General features: G+C 63.3%; 17 protein-coding genes. 2 read left to right on the top strand and 15 right to left on the bottom strand.

Translation table 11 applies throughout. The features are described from left to right. Positions 1–5: 5 nt before the first annotated feature. The 4 genes from HUN39_RS11140 to HUN39_RS11125 all read right to left on the bottom strand — a co-directional run bounded on the left by HUN39_RS11140 (position 6) and on the right by HUN39_RS11125 (position 3835). Positions 6–812: a class I SAM-dependent methyltransferase gene (locus HUN39_RS11140; protein ID WP_175094582.1), complete on the bottom strand. Its 807-nt coding sequence runs from the start codon at positions 810–812 to the stop codon at positions 6–8. 98 nt (positions 813–910) lie between these two features. Then, positions 911–1420, bottom strand: coding sequence for a hypothetical protein (locus HUN39_RS11135; RefSeq protein ID WP_175094581.1), 510 nt, complete (start codon positions 1418–1420; stop codon positions 911–913). 293 nt (positions 1421–1713) lie between these two features. Beyond that, complete coding sequence (metG, locus tag HUN39_RS11130; protein ID WP_332310751.1) at positions 1714–3273, bottom strand: methionine--tRNA ligase; 1560 nt, start codon at positions 3271–3273, stop codon at positions 1714–1716. A 46-nt stretch (positions 3274–3319) separates the two neighbouring features. Further along, complete coding sequence (locus HUN39_RS11125; protein ID WP_175094580.1) at positions 3320–3835, bottom strand: DNA-deoxyinosine glycosylase; 516 nt, start codon at positions 3833–3835, stop codon at positions 3320–3322. Positions 3836–3897: 62 nt separating this feature from the next. Between HUN39_RS11125 and HUN39_RS11120 the strand changes: the two genes are divergently transcribed. After that, a complete protein-coding gene (locus HUN39_RS11120) occupies positions 3898–4140 on the top strand; it encodes a hypothetical protein (RefSeq protein ID WP_175094579.1) in 243 nt (80 codons plus the stop codon). A gap of 125 nt (positions 4141–4265) precedes the next feature. Here the strand turns inward: HUN39_RS11120 and HUN39_RS11115 are convergent, their stop codons facing one another. The 9 genes from HUN39_RS11115 to HUN39_RS11075 form a co-directional block, all read right to left on the bottom strand. Next, the gene (locus HUN39_RS11115; protein ID WP_175094578.1) at positions 4266–5039 is read right to left on the bottom strand and encodes an SDR family oxidoreductase; all 774 of its coding nucleotides are present in this window, start codon (positions 5037–5039) and stop codon (positions 4266–4268) included. Positions 5040–5067: 28 nt separating this feature from the next. Next, on the bottom strand, positions 5068–7797 hold the full coding sequence (gene gyrA, locus HUN39_RS11110; protein ID WP_175094577.1) for a DNA gyrase subunit A: 2730 nt from the start codon (positions 7795–7797) through the stop codon (positions 5068–5070). Between the two features lie 115 nt (positions 7798–7912). Then, positions 7913–8290 carry a TfoX/Sxy family protein gene (locus HUN39_RS11105; RefSeq protein WP_175094576.1) on the bottom strand — a complete coding sequence of 126 codons (378 nt, stop codon included), beginning with the start codon at positions 8288–8290 and terminating at the stop codon, positions 7913–7915. Positions 8291–8306: 16 nt separating this feature from the next. After that, a complete protein-coding gene (locus HUN39_RS11100; RefSeq protein WP_175094575.1) occupies positions 8307–8699 on the bottom strand; it encodes a HesB/IscA family protein in 393 nt (130 codons plus the stop codon). A 30-nt stretch (positions 8700–8729) separates the two neighbouring features. Further along, on the bottom strand, positions 8730–9107 hold the full coding sequence (locus HUN39_RS11095; protein ID WP_175094574.1) for an SUF system Fe-S cluster assembly protein: 378 nt from the start codon (positions 9105–9107) through the stop codon (positions 8730–8732). 16 nt (positions 9108–9123) lie between these two features. Beyond that, positions 9124–10368, bottom strand: a complete 1245-nt coding sequence (locus HUN39_RS11090) for a cysteine desulfurase (protein ID WP_175094573.1) — start codon at positions 10366–10368, stop codon at positions 9124–9126. After that, on the bottom strand, positions 10365–11657 hold the full coding sequence (locus HUN39_RS11085) for a SufB/SufD family protein (RefSeq protein ID WP_175094572.1): 1293 nt from the start codon (positions 11655–11657) through the stop codon (positions 10365–10367). Before HUN39_RS11085 ends, HUN39_RS11090 begins: the two co-directional genes overlap by 4 nt. Positions 11658–11660: 3 nt before the next feature. Continuing rightward, positions 11661–12413 (bottom strand): Fe-S cluster assembly ATPase SufC, encoded by a 753-nt coding sequence (sufC, locus tag HUN39_RS11080; protein ID WP_175094571.1) that lies wholly within the window; start codon positions 12411–12413, stop codon positions 11661–11663. Further along, positions 12413–12697 carry a type II toxin-antitoxin system RelE/ParE family toxin gene (locus tag HUN39_RS11075; RefSeq protein WP_175094570.1) on the bottom strand — a complete coding sequence of 95 codons (285 nt, stop codon included), beginning with the start codon at positions 12695–12697 and terminating at the stop codon, positions 12413–12415. Before HUN39_RS11075 ends, sufC begins: the two co-directional genes overlap by 1 nt. Before the next feature lie 18 nt (positions 12698–12715). On the opposite strand from HUN39_RS11075, the gene HUN39_RS11070 reads away from it, so the two are divergent. Beyond that, positions 12716–12952 carry a hypothetical protein gene (locus tag HUN39_RS11070; protein ID WP_175094569.1) on the top strand — a complete coding sequence of 79 codons (237 nt, stop codon included), beginning with the start codon at positions 12716–12718 and terminating at the stop codon, positions 12950–12952. An 8-nt stretch (positions 12953–12960) separates the two neighbouring features. Here HUN39_RS11070 and sufB read toward each other — a convergent pair whose 3' ends face one another. Together sufB and HUN39_RS11060 are read right to left on the bottom strand one after the other, a co-directional pair. Then, positions 12961–14430 (bottom strand): Fe-S cluster assembly protein SufB, encoded by a 1470-nt coding sequence (sufB, locus tag HUN39_RS11065; RefSeq protein ID WP_175094568.1) that lies wholly within the window; start codon positions 14428–14430, stop codon positions 12961–12963. 79 nt (positions 14431–14509) lie between these two features. Continuing rightward, the gene (locus tag HUN39_RS11060; RefSeq protein WP_175094567.1) at positions 14510–15667 is read right to left on the bottom strand and encodes a cysteine desulfurase family protein; all 1158 of its coding nucleotides are present in this window, start codon (positions 15665–15667) and stop codon (positions 14510–14512) included. Positions 15668–15754: the final 87 nt, after the last annotated feature.

The following is a 15754-nucleotide window of genomic DNA, read 5'->3' as shown; positions in this document are numbered from 1 at the left end:
CCGCCCTACGCCGCCCTGGCTTCATAGAAAATCGCCTGCATCGGCAGGCGCATGGGGTTCTCGCCGAGTTCTTGCGCGAGCCGCTCGGCCAGCGCCTCGACAAGCGATTCCGGGCGCGCGCCGCCGCGCTCGCGGAGCTGTTCGAAGAGCGGACTACCGAAGACGAATCCTCTCGCAAAATCCATCGGGTCCCGCACATCCTTGACGCGCGGTCTCACGGAAATGGCGATGTCCGTGAAGCCGGCGTCGATCAGCGATTCTTTGATGGGATCGATCTCGGCGCAGGAAAAAGCAAGAAACTGCGGCGGATCGCCGGGAAAAAATCGTTCGATCACCTCGAGCCCCAGGCGAGGGAAAGGATTGTAGCGTGGCGCATCCCAGACGCTAAAGAGATATCGGCCGCCCGGCCGCAGAGTCCGTCGCGCCTCACGATGCGCGCGGAGCTTATCGGGAAAGAAGATCAGCCCGAACTGGCAGACGATCGCGTCGAAGGCGCCGTCGCCAAAAGGCAGGGCCGTCGCGTCGGCCGAACGGAATATCACTTGCTCGGTAGCGCCGAACTTCGTCTTCGCCACTTCGAGCATCGGCTCATTGAGGTCGGTTGCCGTTAGCTTCGCTTGTGGATCGAGAGAGTCGCGCAGCTTGCGCGTGACGATTCCCGTGCCTGCCGCCATTTCGAGCACGTCCATTGGAGCGCTCGCGGCCGTCCGATCGGCGATATCGGCGGCGTAATCCTCAAAGATCACCGGGCCGAGGCCACGGTCGTAAAAAATGGGAATGTCGCCGACGAAGCGCGCTGTTTCGCGGGTCACGGCGACATTCCTTCAACGAGCAGAGACAGGCCCCTGCCGCGCGATCCGCCCCCGTTCGTATGCTGAAACAGGGGCGGGGTCACGGGGCAACTGGCGCTTTACTGCGCAGGCTGGTCAGCCGGCTCCTCGACCGGAGCTGCGGGCTTCGGCTTGGGTTTAGCCTTGGGCTTCGGCTTGGGCTTCGGCTTAACCGGCTGCTCGACCACTGCCTCTGGGGCCGGAGCCGCCTCCGGCATCGCCATGGGCGCGGGTTCAGGCGGCGGCGGCGCTTCGGTCAACGGCGCGGGAGCGGGCGCCGGCGCCGGCGCGCTCTCCATTGGCGTCGCTTCTACGGCCGCCGGCTGCTCAGCCGGAGGCGTCTCCGGCGCTGGCGCAGCCTCTGCATCGGGTGCAGCCGTGGCGTCGGGTGCAACCGTGGCGTCCGACTCGGCTGCAGGCGCCGGGGCTTCGCCCGGCGCAGCTTCCTCGGCGGGCGCGGGTTTAAACCGGCCCTCGATCGCGGCTTTCAGATTAGCGACGCCTTCGGTCGGCGCAGCGTAGATGCCGAGGCCAAAACCGATCGCGCCGAAGATAACCGCCGTCAGAATTGTTGAAATGCCACGCGCCATTCCATGAGTTCCTCTGTAAGAAAAGAGCCGTCCGAGATACGACACAACGAAGGCGGATGTTGTTGCGCGAACGCTCGATCGAGCGGCGCGAGTTCCCTTTACAAGGAGCCCGGACGTTCATACTTGCACGCCCGCGCTTTGGCCGACAAGCCCGCAAAGACGTAGGTCATCTGCACGCCGCCGCCATTTGAAACGGCTGATTATGGTCAGCGCATGGCGACCACAAGCGGCGGCCCGCGTCAAGGTCGATCGTCGAAGCCGGCGATCGGTTCTCCCGTCCCGCTTGAGCGGGACTAAGTCGCCTCCTCCTCCAGAAACCTCGGAAACACCGGCGTCGGCGGCGGCAGCGGCGCGCCCTCCTGCAGGGCGTTCGCCGCGTCAGCGTGCGCGAAGTCCCGCTCGTCCGGACCGACGTCGAGGAGATCGAGAAGCTTGCCGGCGGACTCGGGCATAAACGGCTGCAGGGGAATCGCAAGCCGGCGCAGCGTTTCGGCGGTGACGTAAAGAATCGTCTCCATCCGCGCAGGGTCGCTCTTCTTCTTCGCCCAGGGCTCTTCACCGGCGAAATAGCGATTGGCCTCGGCGACGATGCGGAAAATTTCCGCCAGCGCGTGGTGCGGCGCGTAATCCTCCATGGCGGCGCGGGCTTTCGCCAGGACGTCGGCCGCTTGCGCGAGAATGTCTCTGTCGGCGTCCGTAAGGGCATGTTTACGTGGTACGGCGCCCATACAATTCTTGGCGATCATCGACAGCGAGCGCTGCGCGAGATTGCCGAGGTCATTGGCGAGATCGGCGTTGATGCGGTTGACGATCGCCTCGTGCGAATAGTTGCCGTCCTGGCCAAAAGGAATCTCGCGCAGGAAGAAATAACGCAGCTGGTCGACGCCATAGCGCTCGGCCAAATCGATGGGATCGACAACATTGCCGACCGACTTCGACATCTTCTCGCCTTTGGAAAACAGGAAGCCGTGCACGACGACCTGCTTGGGTAAAGGCGCGCCTGCGGACATCAGGAACGCCGGCCAGTAGATGGCGTGAAAGCGGGTGATGTCCTTGCCGATGACATGCGCGTCGGCGGGCCAGAAATGCGCCTTTTTTCCGTCTTCCGTAAGATATCCCGTAGCTGTTATGTAATTCGTAAGCGCATCGACCCAGACATACATCACATGCTTCGCGGCGGTCTGCGCGCTCGGCGGAATCTCGATGCCCCAGTCGAATGTCGTGCGCGACACCGAGAGGTCCGTAAGCCCGCGCTTCACGAAGGCGACGATCTCGTTCTTATAGTGTTCGGGCGTGATGAAATGCGGATGCGCCGCGTAATGCGCGAGCAATTTTTCGGCATAGGCCGACAATTTGAAGAACCAGCTCTCCTCCTCCACCCACTCGACCGGCGTGCCCGTGGGCGCAAATTTCTTGCCGTCCCGCTCGGTGAGTTCGTCCTCGTCGTAATAGGCCTCGTCGCGCACCGAATACCAGCCCGCGTATTTGGAGAGATAGAGGTCGCCGTTCGCCTCCATCCGCCGCCACATTTCGATCACGGTCTCTTTGTGGCGCGCCTGCGTCGTGCGCACGATGTCGTCGGCGCGGGCATTGAGCGCCTCGCCCATCCGAGCGAATTGCGCGGCCGTGCGGTCGGCGAGCGCCCCCGGCGTCAGCCCTTCCTTCTCGGCCGTGCGCTGCATCTTCTGCCCGTGCTCGTCCATGCCGGTGACAAACAGCACATCATAGCCGTCAAGCCTCTTCCATCGGGCGAAGGCGTCGGTGGCGATACGCTCATAGGCGTGGCCGATATGCGGCGCGCCATTCGCATAGGGAATGGCCGTCGAGATCATGTAAGGGGGACGTTCAGGCATGGCTCGGGTCTAGCGCGGTTTGGGGGCGCGGGGAAGCGCCCCAAAGTTATTCGAGAAATGGGGCGAGTGCGGATCGCCATTTTTCCTGCTTTTGGGCGAATGTCAGCGTTGCATGCGCGGGACTTGTCGAGGGTAGTCGGCGTGAAGCAATCGCCGCAGCGCGAACTGACAGCTTGGGCAGAACCAGCCGTTGATACAGGCTGGCCGCTTTAGCGCCATTGAAGCAAATCAGCGTGATATCCGGATGCATCTCGAAAAAGCGCTCAAAATCATTGGCTCGCACAGTCGAGAGTTCGATCCGCTGGTCGAGGCTGCCAGGCCGATGAGCGCTTGCGCAGACGTCCCAGAGGGCGACGCCGCGCACATTCAGGCTCTGGAGGCGATCAACGTAACAAGCGCCCGCATCGAAGCCAAACAGGCTGCCCATCAGCGTCCAAAACGCGTTGCGCGGCTGCGCGTAATACTGCTGGCGCTCCAGCGAGCGCTGGCCGGGAAGTGAACCAAGAATCAAGAGCCTTGCGCCGCATGTCGCCGCGGGCGGGAAGCCGACTGAATAGGTCATTGCGGATCTGCGACTCCCCTTCCCGCCTCCGATGCGCTAAATTGATCGCTCGGAGCATGAGTATGAGCGTAACCAAAAGCGCGCCGAAGGATCTTGCGCGGCGCTTCGCCGAGAAGCGGAGCGGTCACACAAATGGCTGGCGGCGTGAGACCTTCTCGCTGGAGCGCCTCGAGGCGCGGGCGAAGGCGCGCGAGTTGTTCGAGCGCTTCCCCAAGGCCGCCTATATGACCGAGATCGAGTTCTGGCGCGAGCTGGAGGATGGGCGGATCGAGTTCACGATGCGCCGCCTTCCGAGCGCTGACTAGAGCAGGTTCCGAAAAAGTTGACAGACTTTTTCGATGAGAACCTGCTCCAGCATTTTGATTTTGAGCGTTTCCTATCGATCACATGATTCCATGTGATCGGGAAGCGCTCGCCCGCCAGCCCTGGCCTATTCGGGACCGACGTCCGGCGTGCGCCAGCCCAGATGCTGGCCGCTGTCGACGGCGATCATCTGCCCCGTCACGCTTTTCGCCTGGCTGAGGTAAACGACGGCGTCGACGACGCCGGAGACGTCGGCGGCCCGCTGCAGCGGCACGCCGCGGGCTTCCATCTCGAACTCCCGCTCGCCGAGGACGGCATTTGCAAAGACCGGCCCCGGCCCGACGGCATTGACGCGAATGCGCGGCGCGAAGGCCTGCGCCATGGTGCGCGTCGCCGCCCACAGCGCCGATTTCGACAGCGTGTAGGAGAAATAGCGCGGCGTTAGACGCCAAACGCGCTGATCGAGGATGTTGACGATGGCGCCATCGTCGCTTGCCGGCAGCGCCGCCGCAAAATCGCGCGATAGCAGCAGCGGCGCGCGCAGATTGACCTGCATCTGCCGCTCATAAAGCTCGAGCGAAAAGTCCTGCGCCGCGTCGATTTCAAAAATCGAGGCGTTGTTGACGAGGAGCCGCAGCGGTCCGAAGGCATCGCTGGCCTGCTCAATGAGGCGCTGCGTCGACTCCGCGTCGGCAAGATCGGCGATCGCCGTCGCCGCGCGCCCGCCGCGTCGCCGGATCGCGTGCGCGGCAAGCTCCGCCTCCTCGGCCGAACGCGGAGAGGCGTGCAGCACGAGGGGCCTCCCCCCGCGCGCGAAGCGCTCGGCGATGGCGAGGCCGATGCGACGCGGCGCGCCGGTGACCAGCACGGGGCCGTCTGCGTCGTCGCCGCCCTCGCTCATGCGCCTACCCTATCGTTGAGCGTCCAGATTAGGCTTCGGCGTCCTCGCCTTCGCCGACGTCGCCGATATGCTCGACGGAAACGACGCGCTCGTCTTCGGCCGTGTCGAAGACAATCACGCCCTGAGCGCCGCGCCCGGCGATGCGGATGCCGTCGACGGAGCAGCGGATCAGCTGGCCGCCGTCCGTCACCAGCATGATTTCGTCGCCATGGCCGACGGGGAAGGAGGCGACGAGCTTGCCGTTTCTGGCGTTCACCGCCATTGCGACGATGCCTTTGCCGCCGCGACCTGTCGTACGATATTCGTAAGAGCTCGTACGCTTTCCGTAACCGTTCTCGGACACGGTCAGAATGATCTGCTCGGCCGCCTGCATCTCGTAAAAGCGCGTATCCGACAGCTCCACGGCGATCGCCGCCTCATCGGCCTCGGTCCCCGCCTCGGGCGAAACATCTTCGCCCATGCGCCGGCGCAGCGCGTTGGCGCGTTTCAGATAGGCGGCGCGTTCTTCGCCGGCGGCGTCGAAATGATTGAGGATGGACAGCGAGATCACCCGATCGTCGCGCCCCAGCGCCACGCCGCGCACGCCCATCGAGGTGCGGCCCTGGAAGACGCGGACCTCCGGCACCGCGAAGCGGATGCATTGGCCATCGCGTGTGGTCAGCAGCACGTCGTCGCGCTCGGTCGCGGTCGCGACGTCGACAATGGCTTCGCCGTCATCGAGCTTCATGGCGATGAGGCCGTTGCGGCGAACGTCGATGAAATCTGAGAGTTTATTGCGCCTCACCGTGCCGCGCGTCGTCGCGAAAATGACGTCGAGCGTCGCCCAGCTCCCCTCATCTTCAGGTAGCGGCATGATCGAGGTGATGCGCTCGTTTTGTTCGAGCGGCAGCAGATTGACGAGCGCCTTGCCGCGCGCCTGCGGCGCCGAGAGCGGCAATCTCCAGACTTTTTCCTTATAGGCCTTGCCGAGCGAGGAAAAGAACAGCACCGGCGTATGCGTATTGGCGACGAACAGACGATGGACGAAATCCTCCTCCTTCGTCTGCATGCCGGAGCGGCCTTTGCCGCCGCGCCTTTGCGCGCGATAGGTCGAGAGCGGCACACGCTTGATATAGCCGGCGTGCGAGACGGTGACGACCATGTCTTCGCGCGCGATCAGGTCCTCGTCCTCAACCTCGCCGTCGGACTCAAGGATTTGAGTGCGGCGCGGCGTGGCGTGGGCTTCCTTCACCGCCAGGAGTTCGTCCTTGACGATGCCGAACAGGCGTTCGCGCGAGCGCAGAATGTCGAGGTAATCGGCGATCTCGACGGCGAGTTTGTTCAGGGCTTCGGAGATTTCCTCGCGTCCGAGCGCCGTGAGCCGTTGCAGACGCAATTCGAGGATGGCGCGCGCCTGCGCCTCCGAAAGCCGGATGGCTCCATCATCGCTGAGCCTGTGCCGCGGGTCGGCGATCAACTCGACGAGGGGCGCCATGTCCTTGGCCGGCCAGTCGCGTCCCATCAGCGCTTCGCGCGCCGCGGTGGCGTCGGGCGAAGTGCGGATGAGGCGGATGACCTCGTCGATATTCGCCACCGCGATGGCGAGGCCGACCTGCAGATGGGCGCTGTCGCGCGCCTTGTTGAGGCGGAATTTGGTGCGGCGGGTGACGACCGTCTCGCGGAAATCGACGAAGGCGCGCAGCACGTCATGGAGCGTCATCAGCTCCGGGCGGCCGCCGTTCAACGCGATCATATTGACGGGAAAGCTTGTCTGCAGCGTCGTATGACGCCAAAGCTGGTTGAGAACGACGTCGGCGACGGCGTCGCGCTTCAGTTCGACGACGATGCGCATGCCGTCGCGATCGGACTCATCGCGCAGATCGGCGACGCCCTCGATCTTCTTCTCCCGCACCAGATCGGCGATGCGCTCGATCAGCGTCGCCTTGTTCACCTGATAGGGAATTTCGGTGAAGATGATCGCCTCGCGATCCTTGCGCAGAGTCTCGATCTCTGACTTGGCGCGCATAATGATCGAACCGCGGCCGGTCGTGAAGGCGTTGCGAATGCCGCCACGCCCGAGAATGCTCGCCGCAGTCGGAAAGTCCGGTCCGGGCACGATGTCCATCAGCTCAGCGATGGTGATGTCGGGCCGATCGATCATGGCGATGCAGGCGTCGATGACCTCGCCGAGATTATGCGGCGGAATGTTTGTCGCCATGCCGACGGCGATGCCGCCGGCGCCGTTGACCAGCAGATTGGGAAAACGCGCCGGCAGAACCGTCGGCTCGTGCTCCTTGCCGTCGTAATTGGCCTGGAAGTCGACGGTGCCTTCGTCAAGATCTTCGAGCAGCGCGAGCGCTGGCTTTGCGAGCCGGGACTCGGTGTAGCGCATCGCCGCCGGCGGATCGTTGTCGACCGATCCGAAATTGCCCTGCCCGTCGATGAGCGGCAGCCGCATCGAAAAGGGCTGCGCCATGCGCACAAGCGCGTCGTAGATCGCCGCGTCGCCGTGCGGATGGTATTTACCCATCACGTCGCCGACGATGCGCGCCGACTTCACATATGACTTATCGGGCGTATGGCCGTTCTCGTGCATTGAGAACAGAATGCGCCGATGCACGGGCTTCAGGCCGTCACGCACGTCCGGCAGCGCCCGCGACACGATCACGCTCATCGCGTAATCGAGATAGCTGCGCTTCATCTCGTCGGCGATCGAAACCGGCCTTATGTCAGAGCCGGGCTTGTCGGAATCGTTTTTCTTGGAGTCGTCGTCGGCCAAGTGAGCGCCAGTTCAAGGATAGCGTCGAGTTCACATGTCTATAGGCGATTCGAGCGCGCGACGCCAGCACGAGCGCCTTAAGAAGATCAATGAATTTCAAACGCTTATTGGCTTGTTAGCAGTCTTTTTCGGTAGAATATGACGCCTTGCGCCTCCCCGCGGCCGGAATCTCCCTTTTCGGGCCTGCCCGGAGCGCGGCTTCAACCGCTGACTTGGCCCACCGAACCAGTTCGTCGGCATCCTCGAACGCCTGGTCAGGGAGGCTCCAATAGGAGATCGTGATCGGTCGGTCCTTGCCTTGGTAGACGAAAGGCCGGGAGCCCGCCTCTTGAAATTGCGCGGCGCTCTGCCGATCGGCTTTCAGGTAGATTTCGCCGCCGGCTTCAATGGCGAAGAAGAGGCCATCGACGTAAACGCCGTGGCCGCCAAACATGCGCTTGACCGACACAGCGGCAAAGGGCGCGAAAAGCTCCTCGATACGCGCGCGGTCCATGGCGGCCTCGACAAGATCAGGAACTCCCAATCTGCGACGCGGCGCCGACCTTTTCCGGGTCGGCCGGCTTCAACTCGACGCTCTCGCCGCAGCCGCAGGCCGACGTCTGATTGGGGTTTTCGAACACGAAGGTCGAGGCGAACTGCGTCGTTTTCACGTCCATTGTCGTGCCGAGCAGGTAGAGCACCGCCGCGGCGTCGACGATCACGCGACCGCCCTCGACGTCGATGACCTCGTCGCCCCGCTTCGGTTCGGCGATCTCCATCTTGTAGGACATGCCGGCGCAGCCGCCCTTCTCCACGGAGACGCGCAGCCCCTTCCCTTCCGCGCCGGTCGCAAGCAGGCCGCGGACCCGCTCCGCCGCGGCGGGGCTGACGTTCATCACGCTCATCTTCTGCATGGAAGTCATCGCAAAACCATTCCTTTGGAGCGTGTCCGCTCACCACATGTCGAGCGCGACGCGCGCTTCGTCCGACATGCGACTTTGATCCCAAGGCGGATCGAATACCATGTTCACCTTCACCTCGCTGACGCCAGGCACAGCGCTCACCGCATTTTTGACCCACACCGGCATTTCGCCGGCGACCGGGCAGCCCGGCGCAGTCAGCGTCATGTCGATCTCCACGAAGCCTTCCTCGGCGATGTCGACGCGGTAAATGAGGCCAAGCTCATAAATATCGGCGGGAATTTCAGGATCGTAGACGGTTTTGAGCGCCTTAACGATGTCGTTCGTCAGCCGCTCATTTTCAATGGCCTGAGACGTCCGATCCGGCGTCGCGGAGCGTTGGGTTTCGCTCGTATTGGGAGCATCGTTCATGAACACGAAATTCTCCTCAGGCGAAAAGAGAGCGGGCCTTTTCGAGCGCTTCCGCCAGCCGGTCGATCTCCTCGCGCGTGTTGTAGAGCGCGAAGGATGCGCGACAGGTCGAGGTGACGCCCAAACGCGAAAGAAGCGGCATGGCGCAATGCGTCCCGGCGCGCACGGCTATGCCGGAACGATCGATCACCGTGGCGATGTCGTGCGCATGCGCCGCAGCCATGTCGAAGGACAGGATCGGCCCCTTATCCGGCGCCCGCCCATAAATTCTCAGCCCCTCGATCTGCGACAGCCTCTGGTGCGCATAAGCGGTCAGCCCTGCTTCATATTCGCGGATCGCGTCCCGACCGATGCGCTCCATATAATCGAGCCCCGCGCCGAGCCCGACCGCCTGCGCGATGGGCGGCGTGCCCGCTTCGAAACGGTGCGGCGGGGCGTTATAGGTGACGCCCTCGAGCGTCACCGTTTCGATCATCTCGCCGCCGCCGCAGAACGGTGGCAACGTCTCCAGCCACTTACGCTTGCCATAAAGCGCGCCGATGCCGGTCGGGGCATAAAGTTTGTGCCCGGTCACCACATAAAAGTCGACGTCGAGCGCACGCACATCGACATCGAGATGCACAGCGCCCTGCGAGCCGTCGACGACCAGCGGCACGCCATGCGCGTGAGCAATGCGCGCGACCTCGGCGATCGGGGTCGGCGCGCCGAGAACATTCGACATATGCGTGAGCGCTACGATCTTGGTGCGCTTGGTGAACAGCTTCTCGAACGCCTCCAGCTCGAAGCGGCCGTCGTCGTCAACCTCGAGCCATTTCAACACGGCGCCCTTGCGCTCGCGCAGAAAATGCCAGGGAACGATGTTGGAGTGGTGCTCCATCATCGACAGAATAATCTCGTCGCCTTCGCCGATATGCGCCTGGCCGAAGGAAGCCGCCACCAGATTCAAGGCTTCGGTCGCGCCGCGGGTGAAAATGATCTCGTCCGTCGATTCGGCGTTGAGAAAGCGGCGCACGGTCTCACGCGCGCCCTCATAGCCTTCGGTCGCGGCGTTGGCGAGATAATGCAGCCCGCGATGCACATTGGCGTATTCATGCTCGTAGAACTGCGTCAGCCGATCAATCACGGCGCGCGGCTTTTGCGCCGAGGCGGCGTTGTCGAGATAGGCAAGCGGCTTCCCATAGGGACGCTCGGAAAGAATCGGGAAATCCGCCCGAACCGCTTCGATGTCATAAGCCGTCTGAATGCGCGTAATCTCGTTCATCGGCTGATCCTTCTAGAAAGCCACGCGCTGACGCGATCGCTGAGAAACGCCTTCAACTGCTCATCCTCGATTGCGTCCATCGCCTCATTGGCGAAGCCCTCGATGAGCAAGGCTTCGGCCTCGCGGCGCGGCAGTCCGCGCGCGGTGAGATAGAACAACTGATCCTTGTCGAGCCTGCCGCACGTCGCGCCGTGGCCACATTGCACGTCGTCGGCGAAGATTTCGAGTTCCGGCTTGTTGTTCATCGCCGCCTGCTCGGAGAGCAGAAGCGCCTTCGACTGCATGACGCCGTCCGTCTTTTGCGCGCCCGGGCGGACGATGACCTTGCCCTGAAACACGCCGACGCTTTGGTCATCGAGGATATTGCGAAAAACTTCCCGGCTTTCGCCGCATGGCATTGCATGATCGATGATGAGGGTCGTGTCGGCGTGCAAGCGGCCGCGTCCCAAGGTCGCGCCGTTAAAGACCGCCTTCGCTTTCTCGCCGTCGAGGCGCGCGAAGATCTGCCTTCGATTCAACCCTTCGCCCTCGATCAGCGCGAAGGAATTGATCATGGCCCCCGCATCGAGATGCGTGAGCAGCGACGCGACGCGGATCGCCTGATCGACGCCGCCCGAGAGATGGGTGACGAGGTCGAGGCGTGCGCCCGGCGCCAATCGAAGCACGAGCGCGCTATTGTCCTGCGCCGGCGCCAACGACAGCGCTCCAAGAGTCTCGATCACTGTCGCTCGAGCGCCCGCGCCAAGCATGACGAGCGCCCGCGTATAGGTCGACTGCGCGGCTTCCGCGGACGCTAATGTCGCGAGTTCGATCGCGCGGTCGATTGCAGCGCCCGACGCGATCTGAATGACGACGCCGTCCTGCATCAGCGCCGCATTGAGCGCGAGGATCGGGTCCTGCGCGCCAATATCGGCGCTGGCGAGCGCTGACAGGACGTGCGGCTCTCCCTGCCCCAGCGCGTCGCGCAGCGATTGGACGACGACGCCATCAGGAAGCCGCGCGGCATCCGAGAGATCGGGCCGGAAAACGCCATCGAGCGTGACGAGCCGCAGAGAATCATGCGCGCGCGGCAGCGACAATGCGGCGCGAGACGCGGTGGCGAGCGGCGCCGGCCGGCCCATCGCCGTTTTCAGGTCCGTGTAATGCCATGACTCCACGCGCCTGTTTGGCACGCCAGACTCGGAGAACGCCGCCCAGCCGGCCGCGCGCAGACGCGGCGCGCCCTTGTCGCGCATCTCTTCGTAAAAGGAGGAAAGCGTCGCTTCCGCTTCGCTCGCCAGCTTGATCATCGCCTATGCCGCCTCTTGCGCGATGTAATCCTGATAGCCGCGCTCTTCCAGCTCCAGAGCAAGTTCCGGACCGCCCGACCGCATGATGCGCCCCTGCGCCATCACATGCACCGAATCTGGCCTGATATATTCAAGCAGTCGCTGATAATGGGTAATGACGATGAAGGCGCGCTCGGGCGAGCGCAGCGCGTTGACGCCGTCCGCGACGACGCGCAGCGCGTCGATGTCGAGCCCTGAATCGGTCTCATCTAGAATAGCGAGACGCGGCTGCAGAAGCGCCATCTGCAAGATTTCCATCCGCTTTTTCTCGCCGCCCGAAAAACCGGCGTTCAGCGGCCGGCGCAGCATGTCCTGCGCGATGCCGAGCGACGCCGCGGCCTCCTTGACGCGCTTCATGAACTCCGGCGTCTGCAATTCCGGCTCGCCGCGGGCTCGCCGCTGCGCGTTGAGCGCGGCCTTCAAAAAGGTCATCGTCGCGACGCCGGGAATTTCGACGGGATACTGAAAGGCGAGAAAGACGCCCTTGGCGGCGCGCTCCGACGGGTCGAGGTCGAGAATGTTCTCTCCGTTGAGCCGCACGTCGCCCGTCGTCGCCTCATAGCCTTCGCGCCCGGCGATGACGTAGGAGAGCGTCGATTTGCCAGTGCCGTTGGGACCCATGATGGCCGCGACTTCTCCGGCCTTGACGCTAAGCGTAAGGCCTTTGAGGATTTCCCGCTCGCCGACGGAGACGTGAAGATCCTTGATTTCGAGCATCAATTCAGCCCCTCGAGCCGTCGCCTCATATGCACATAGCGAACCACTTCCAGGCGGTCCTCGAGCAACTGGTACAGGATGAGATAGGCGCCGCTTATCGCGCTTCTCACACTTTTCCCGATGTCCGGTCGCTCTCGTCCGATGTGCGGATGTAAGCCCAACAATCTCGTTTTCCTTTCCAGCGCATCCAACGTCCGATCCGCCGCGGTCTCATTCTCTTTTGCGATATAAGACCAGATCTCGATTAGATCCTCTTCAGCGCGCGCCGTTCGAGCGATGCGCATGAAGAATTAGCTCTGTGAATGACGCCGGCGCGCCTCGGCTTTGATTTCATCGATCGCGCCGAAGCGCCCGGAGCCGCTTTCGACTCCTTCGCGCCAAAGCCGGCGCAATTCCTCAAGGTCTGTCCGCTCCACAAGGCGCTCGGTGCGCCATTGTGCAACTGCGGCGCGAATGGCGTCATTCTCGGACTCGAACTCGCCGGAATCGACCGCAGCAGCAAGCTCGGACTCCAATTCCTCTGGAAGAGAAATGTGTAACGTGCGCATCACCCCACGCTCCCTTCGAGCGAAATCGAAATCAGCTTTTGCGCCTCGACCGCGAACTCCATCGGCAGTTGCTGCAGCACGTCGCGCACGAAGCCGTTGACGATCAGCGCCGTCGCCTCTTCCGCCGAAAGCCCGCGCTGCATGGCGTAGAACAGCTGGTCCTCGGAAATCTTAGATGTCGTCGCTTCATGCTCGAACTGCGCGCTCGGATTTTTCGACTCGATATAGGGAACCGTATGCGCTCCGCAGTTGGGCCCGATCAGCAGACTGTCGCACTGCGTAAAATTGCGCGCGCCATCGGCCTTACGATGTGCGGAAACCTGACCGCGATAGGTGTTCTGCGAACGTCCGGCGGAAATGCCCTTGGAGATGATGCGGCTTTTGGTGTTCTTGCCGAGATGCAGCATCTTGGTGCCGCTGTCGACCTGCTGATAGCCGTTCGACACCGCGATCGAATAGAACTCGCCTTGCGAGCCATCGCCGCGCAGGATGCATGACGGATATTTCCAGGTGATCGCCGAGCCCGTCTCGACCTGCGTCCAGGAGATATGCGAGTTGCGCCCGCGGCAATCGCCGCGCTTGGTGACGAAATTGTAAATTCCGCCCCTGCCCTCGCTGTCGCCGGGATACCAGTTCTGCACCGTCGAATATTTGATTTCGGCGTCGTCGAGGGCGACGAGCTCCACGACCGCCGCATGAAGCTGGTTTTCGTCGCGCTTGGGCGCCGTGCAGCCTTCGAGGTAGCTCACATAGGAGCCTTCGTCGGCGATGATCAGCGTGCGCTCGAACTGTCCCGTATTCTGCTCATTGATGCGGAAGTAGGTCGAAAGCTCCATCGGGCAGCGCACGCCCTTCGGCACATAGACGAAGGAGCCGTCGGAGAAGACCGCGCTGTTCAGCGTCGCGTAGAAATTGTCGGTCACCGGCACGACAGAGCCGAGATATTTCCGCACCAGCTCCGGGTGCGTATGCACCGCCTCGGAAATCGGGCAGAAGATCACGCCGGCTTTGGCCAGTTCCGCCTTGAAAGTCGTCGCCACCGACACGCTGTCGAAAACCGCGTCGACGGCGACGCGGCGCGTTTCGACGCCGGCGAGAATCTCTTGCTCGCGCAGCGGAATGCCGAGCTTCTCGTAAGTGCGCAGCAGCTCGGGATCGACCTCGTCGAGCGACTTCGGGCCCGGCGTGGATTTTGGGGCCGAGTAGTAATAGAGGTCCTGGAAGTCGATGCGCGGATAGTGTACGCGCGCCCAGCGCGGCTCAGGCATCGTCAGCCAGCGCCGGTAGGCCTCGAGGCGCCAATCGGTGAGCCACTCCGGCTCGTTCTTTTTGGCCGAGATGAAACGAACGATGTCTTCATTCAGGCCCTTGGGGGCCTTTTCCGATTCGATATCGGTCGAAAACCCGTACTTATAGGCGTCGACGTCGATGGATTCGACGCGCGCAACGGTCTCCTGACGAGCCGCCATCTGTCTTTCTCCTCGTCACGACGGGTTCAAGGCCCGCCGGCCGATCGTTCCGCCTCAGCCTAGCACCTTTTGGCGTCGACTAGGCGGCGGAATGCCGGGACCTCATGCGATCCACGACACGTGCAAGAACCTTTCCAAACTCTTCTACATCCTCTTGCGTCGAAGACCAACCGAAACTGGCCCTCAGCGCCTCCCTTTCAGCCGCGCCCATCGCCGCAAGCACGTGCGATTCCGTCATTTTGCCTGATGAACAGGCTGAGCCTGCTGAAAGCGCGACATTCTCAAGGTCAAGCGCCATCAGCATTATGCGTGGGGCAAGGCCAGGGATTGAGAAAGCGCTGGCGTTTGGCGCGCGCGGCGCCCGTGATCCGTAGAATCGGGCGTCGGGCGCGACTTTCAAGACGCATCGCTCCAGCGCGTCGCGCAAATCAGCGAGTCGAGACGCCTCTACCGCCAAATCCGCGGTCGCCGCCGTCAGCGCCGCTGCAAAGCCGGCGATTCCGGCGACATTCTCGGTGCCCGCGCGGCGTCCGAATTCCTGACCGCCGCCGCGCAGCACCGGCGCCTCCAGATGCAGGCTTTCGTCGCGAAAGGCGAGCGCGCCGACGCCCATGGGGCCGCCCAGCTTATGTGAGGAAAAGAACATTATATCCGCGCCGGTCGTCGCGAATGTCGTCTTCAACCGGCCGACGGATTGCACGGCGTCGCAGACAAGGACGCCGTTCGCCGCATGGATCAACGCCGCCGCCTCGGCGACCGGCTGGATGACGCCAGTTTCATTGTTGACGGCCTGCAGCGCGAGCATCACGCGGCCGCCGGAGCGCCGCGCCAGCGCGTGTTCCAGAGCGGCGAGGGAGATGACGCCTTCGCAGGTCAGCGGAAGGGTTTCCACCGCGTCGGGCGGAAAGCGGCGCCCTTGCAGGACGCAATGGTGTTCGCCGGCGCCGATCAGCAAGACTTCTATTGGCGCTTCGTCGCCCTCTCGGCGAAGCGCCGGCGAAAGCGCGAGATTTGCCGCCTCGGTCGCGCCACTGGTGAAGACGACGCCCCGGCGCTCCGCGCCAATCGCTTGCGCGATCGCGGCGCGCGCGTCTTCGAGCAGCGCCTTGGCCGCCCTGCCCTCGGCATGGACGGAGGAAGGATTGCCGAGCGTCTCCAGCGCGTCGAACATCGCCGCGCGCGCCTGCGGGCGCAGCGGCGATGTTGCGTTGTGGTCGAGATAGACGCGTGCGGACATGGGCCTCGGTTTCGGTTGCCGCCATTCTAGCAGAGCGCGGCGGCGCAGGCGCGTTTTCGCGCCTGCGTCGCTCCTCACGAAAAGGGT

The organism is Methylocystis silviterrae, from assembly GCF_013350005.1.
GTDB lineage: Bacteria > Pseudomonadota > Alphaproteobacteria > Rhizobiales > Beijerinckiaceae > Methylocystis > Methylocystis silviterrae.
The sequence above is the reverse complement of the archived record's forward strand: the minus strand, read 5'-3'. Positions and strand labels throughout refer to the sequence as shown.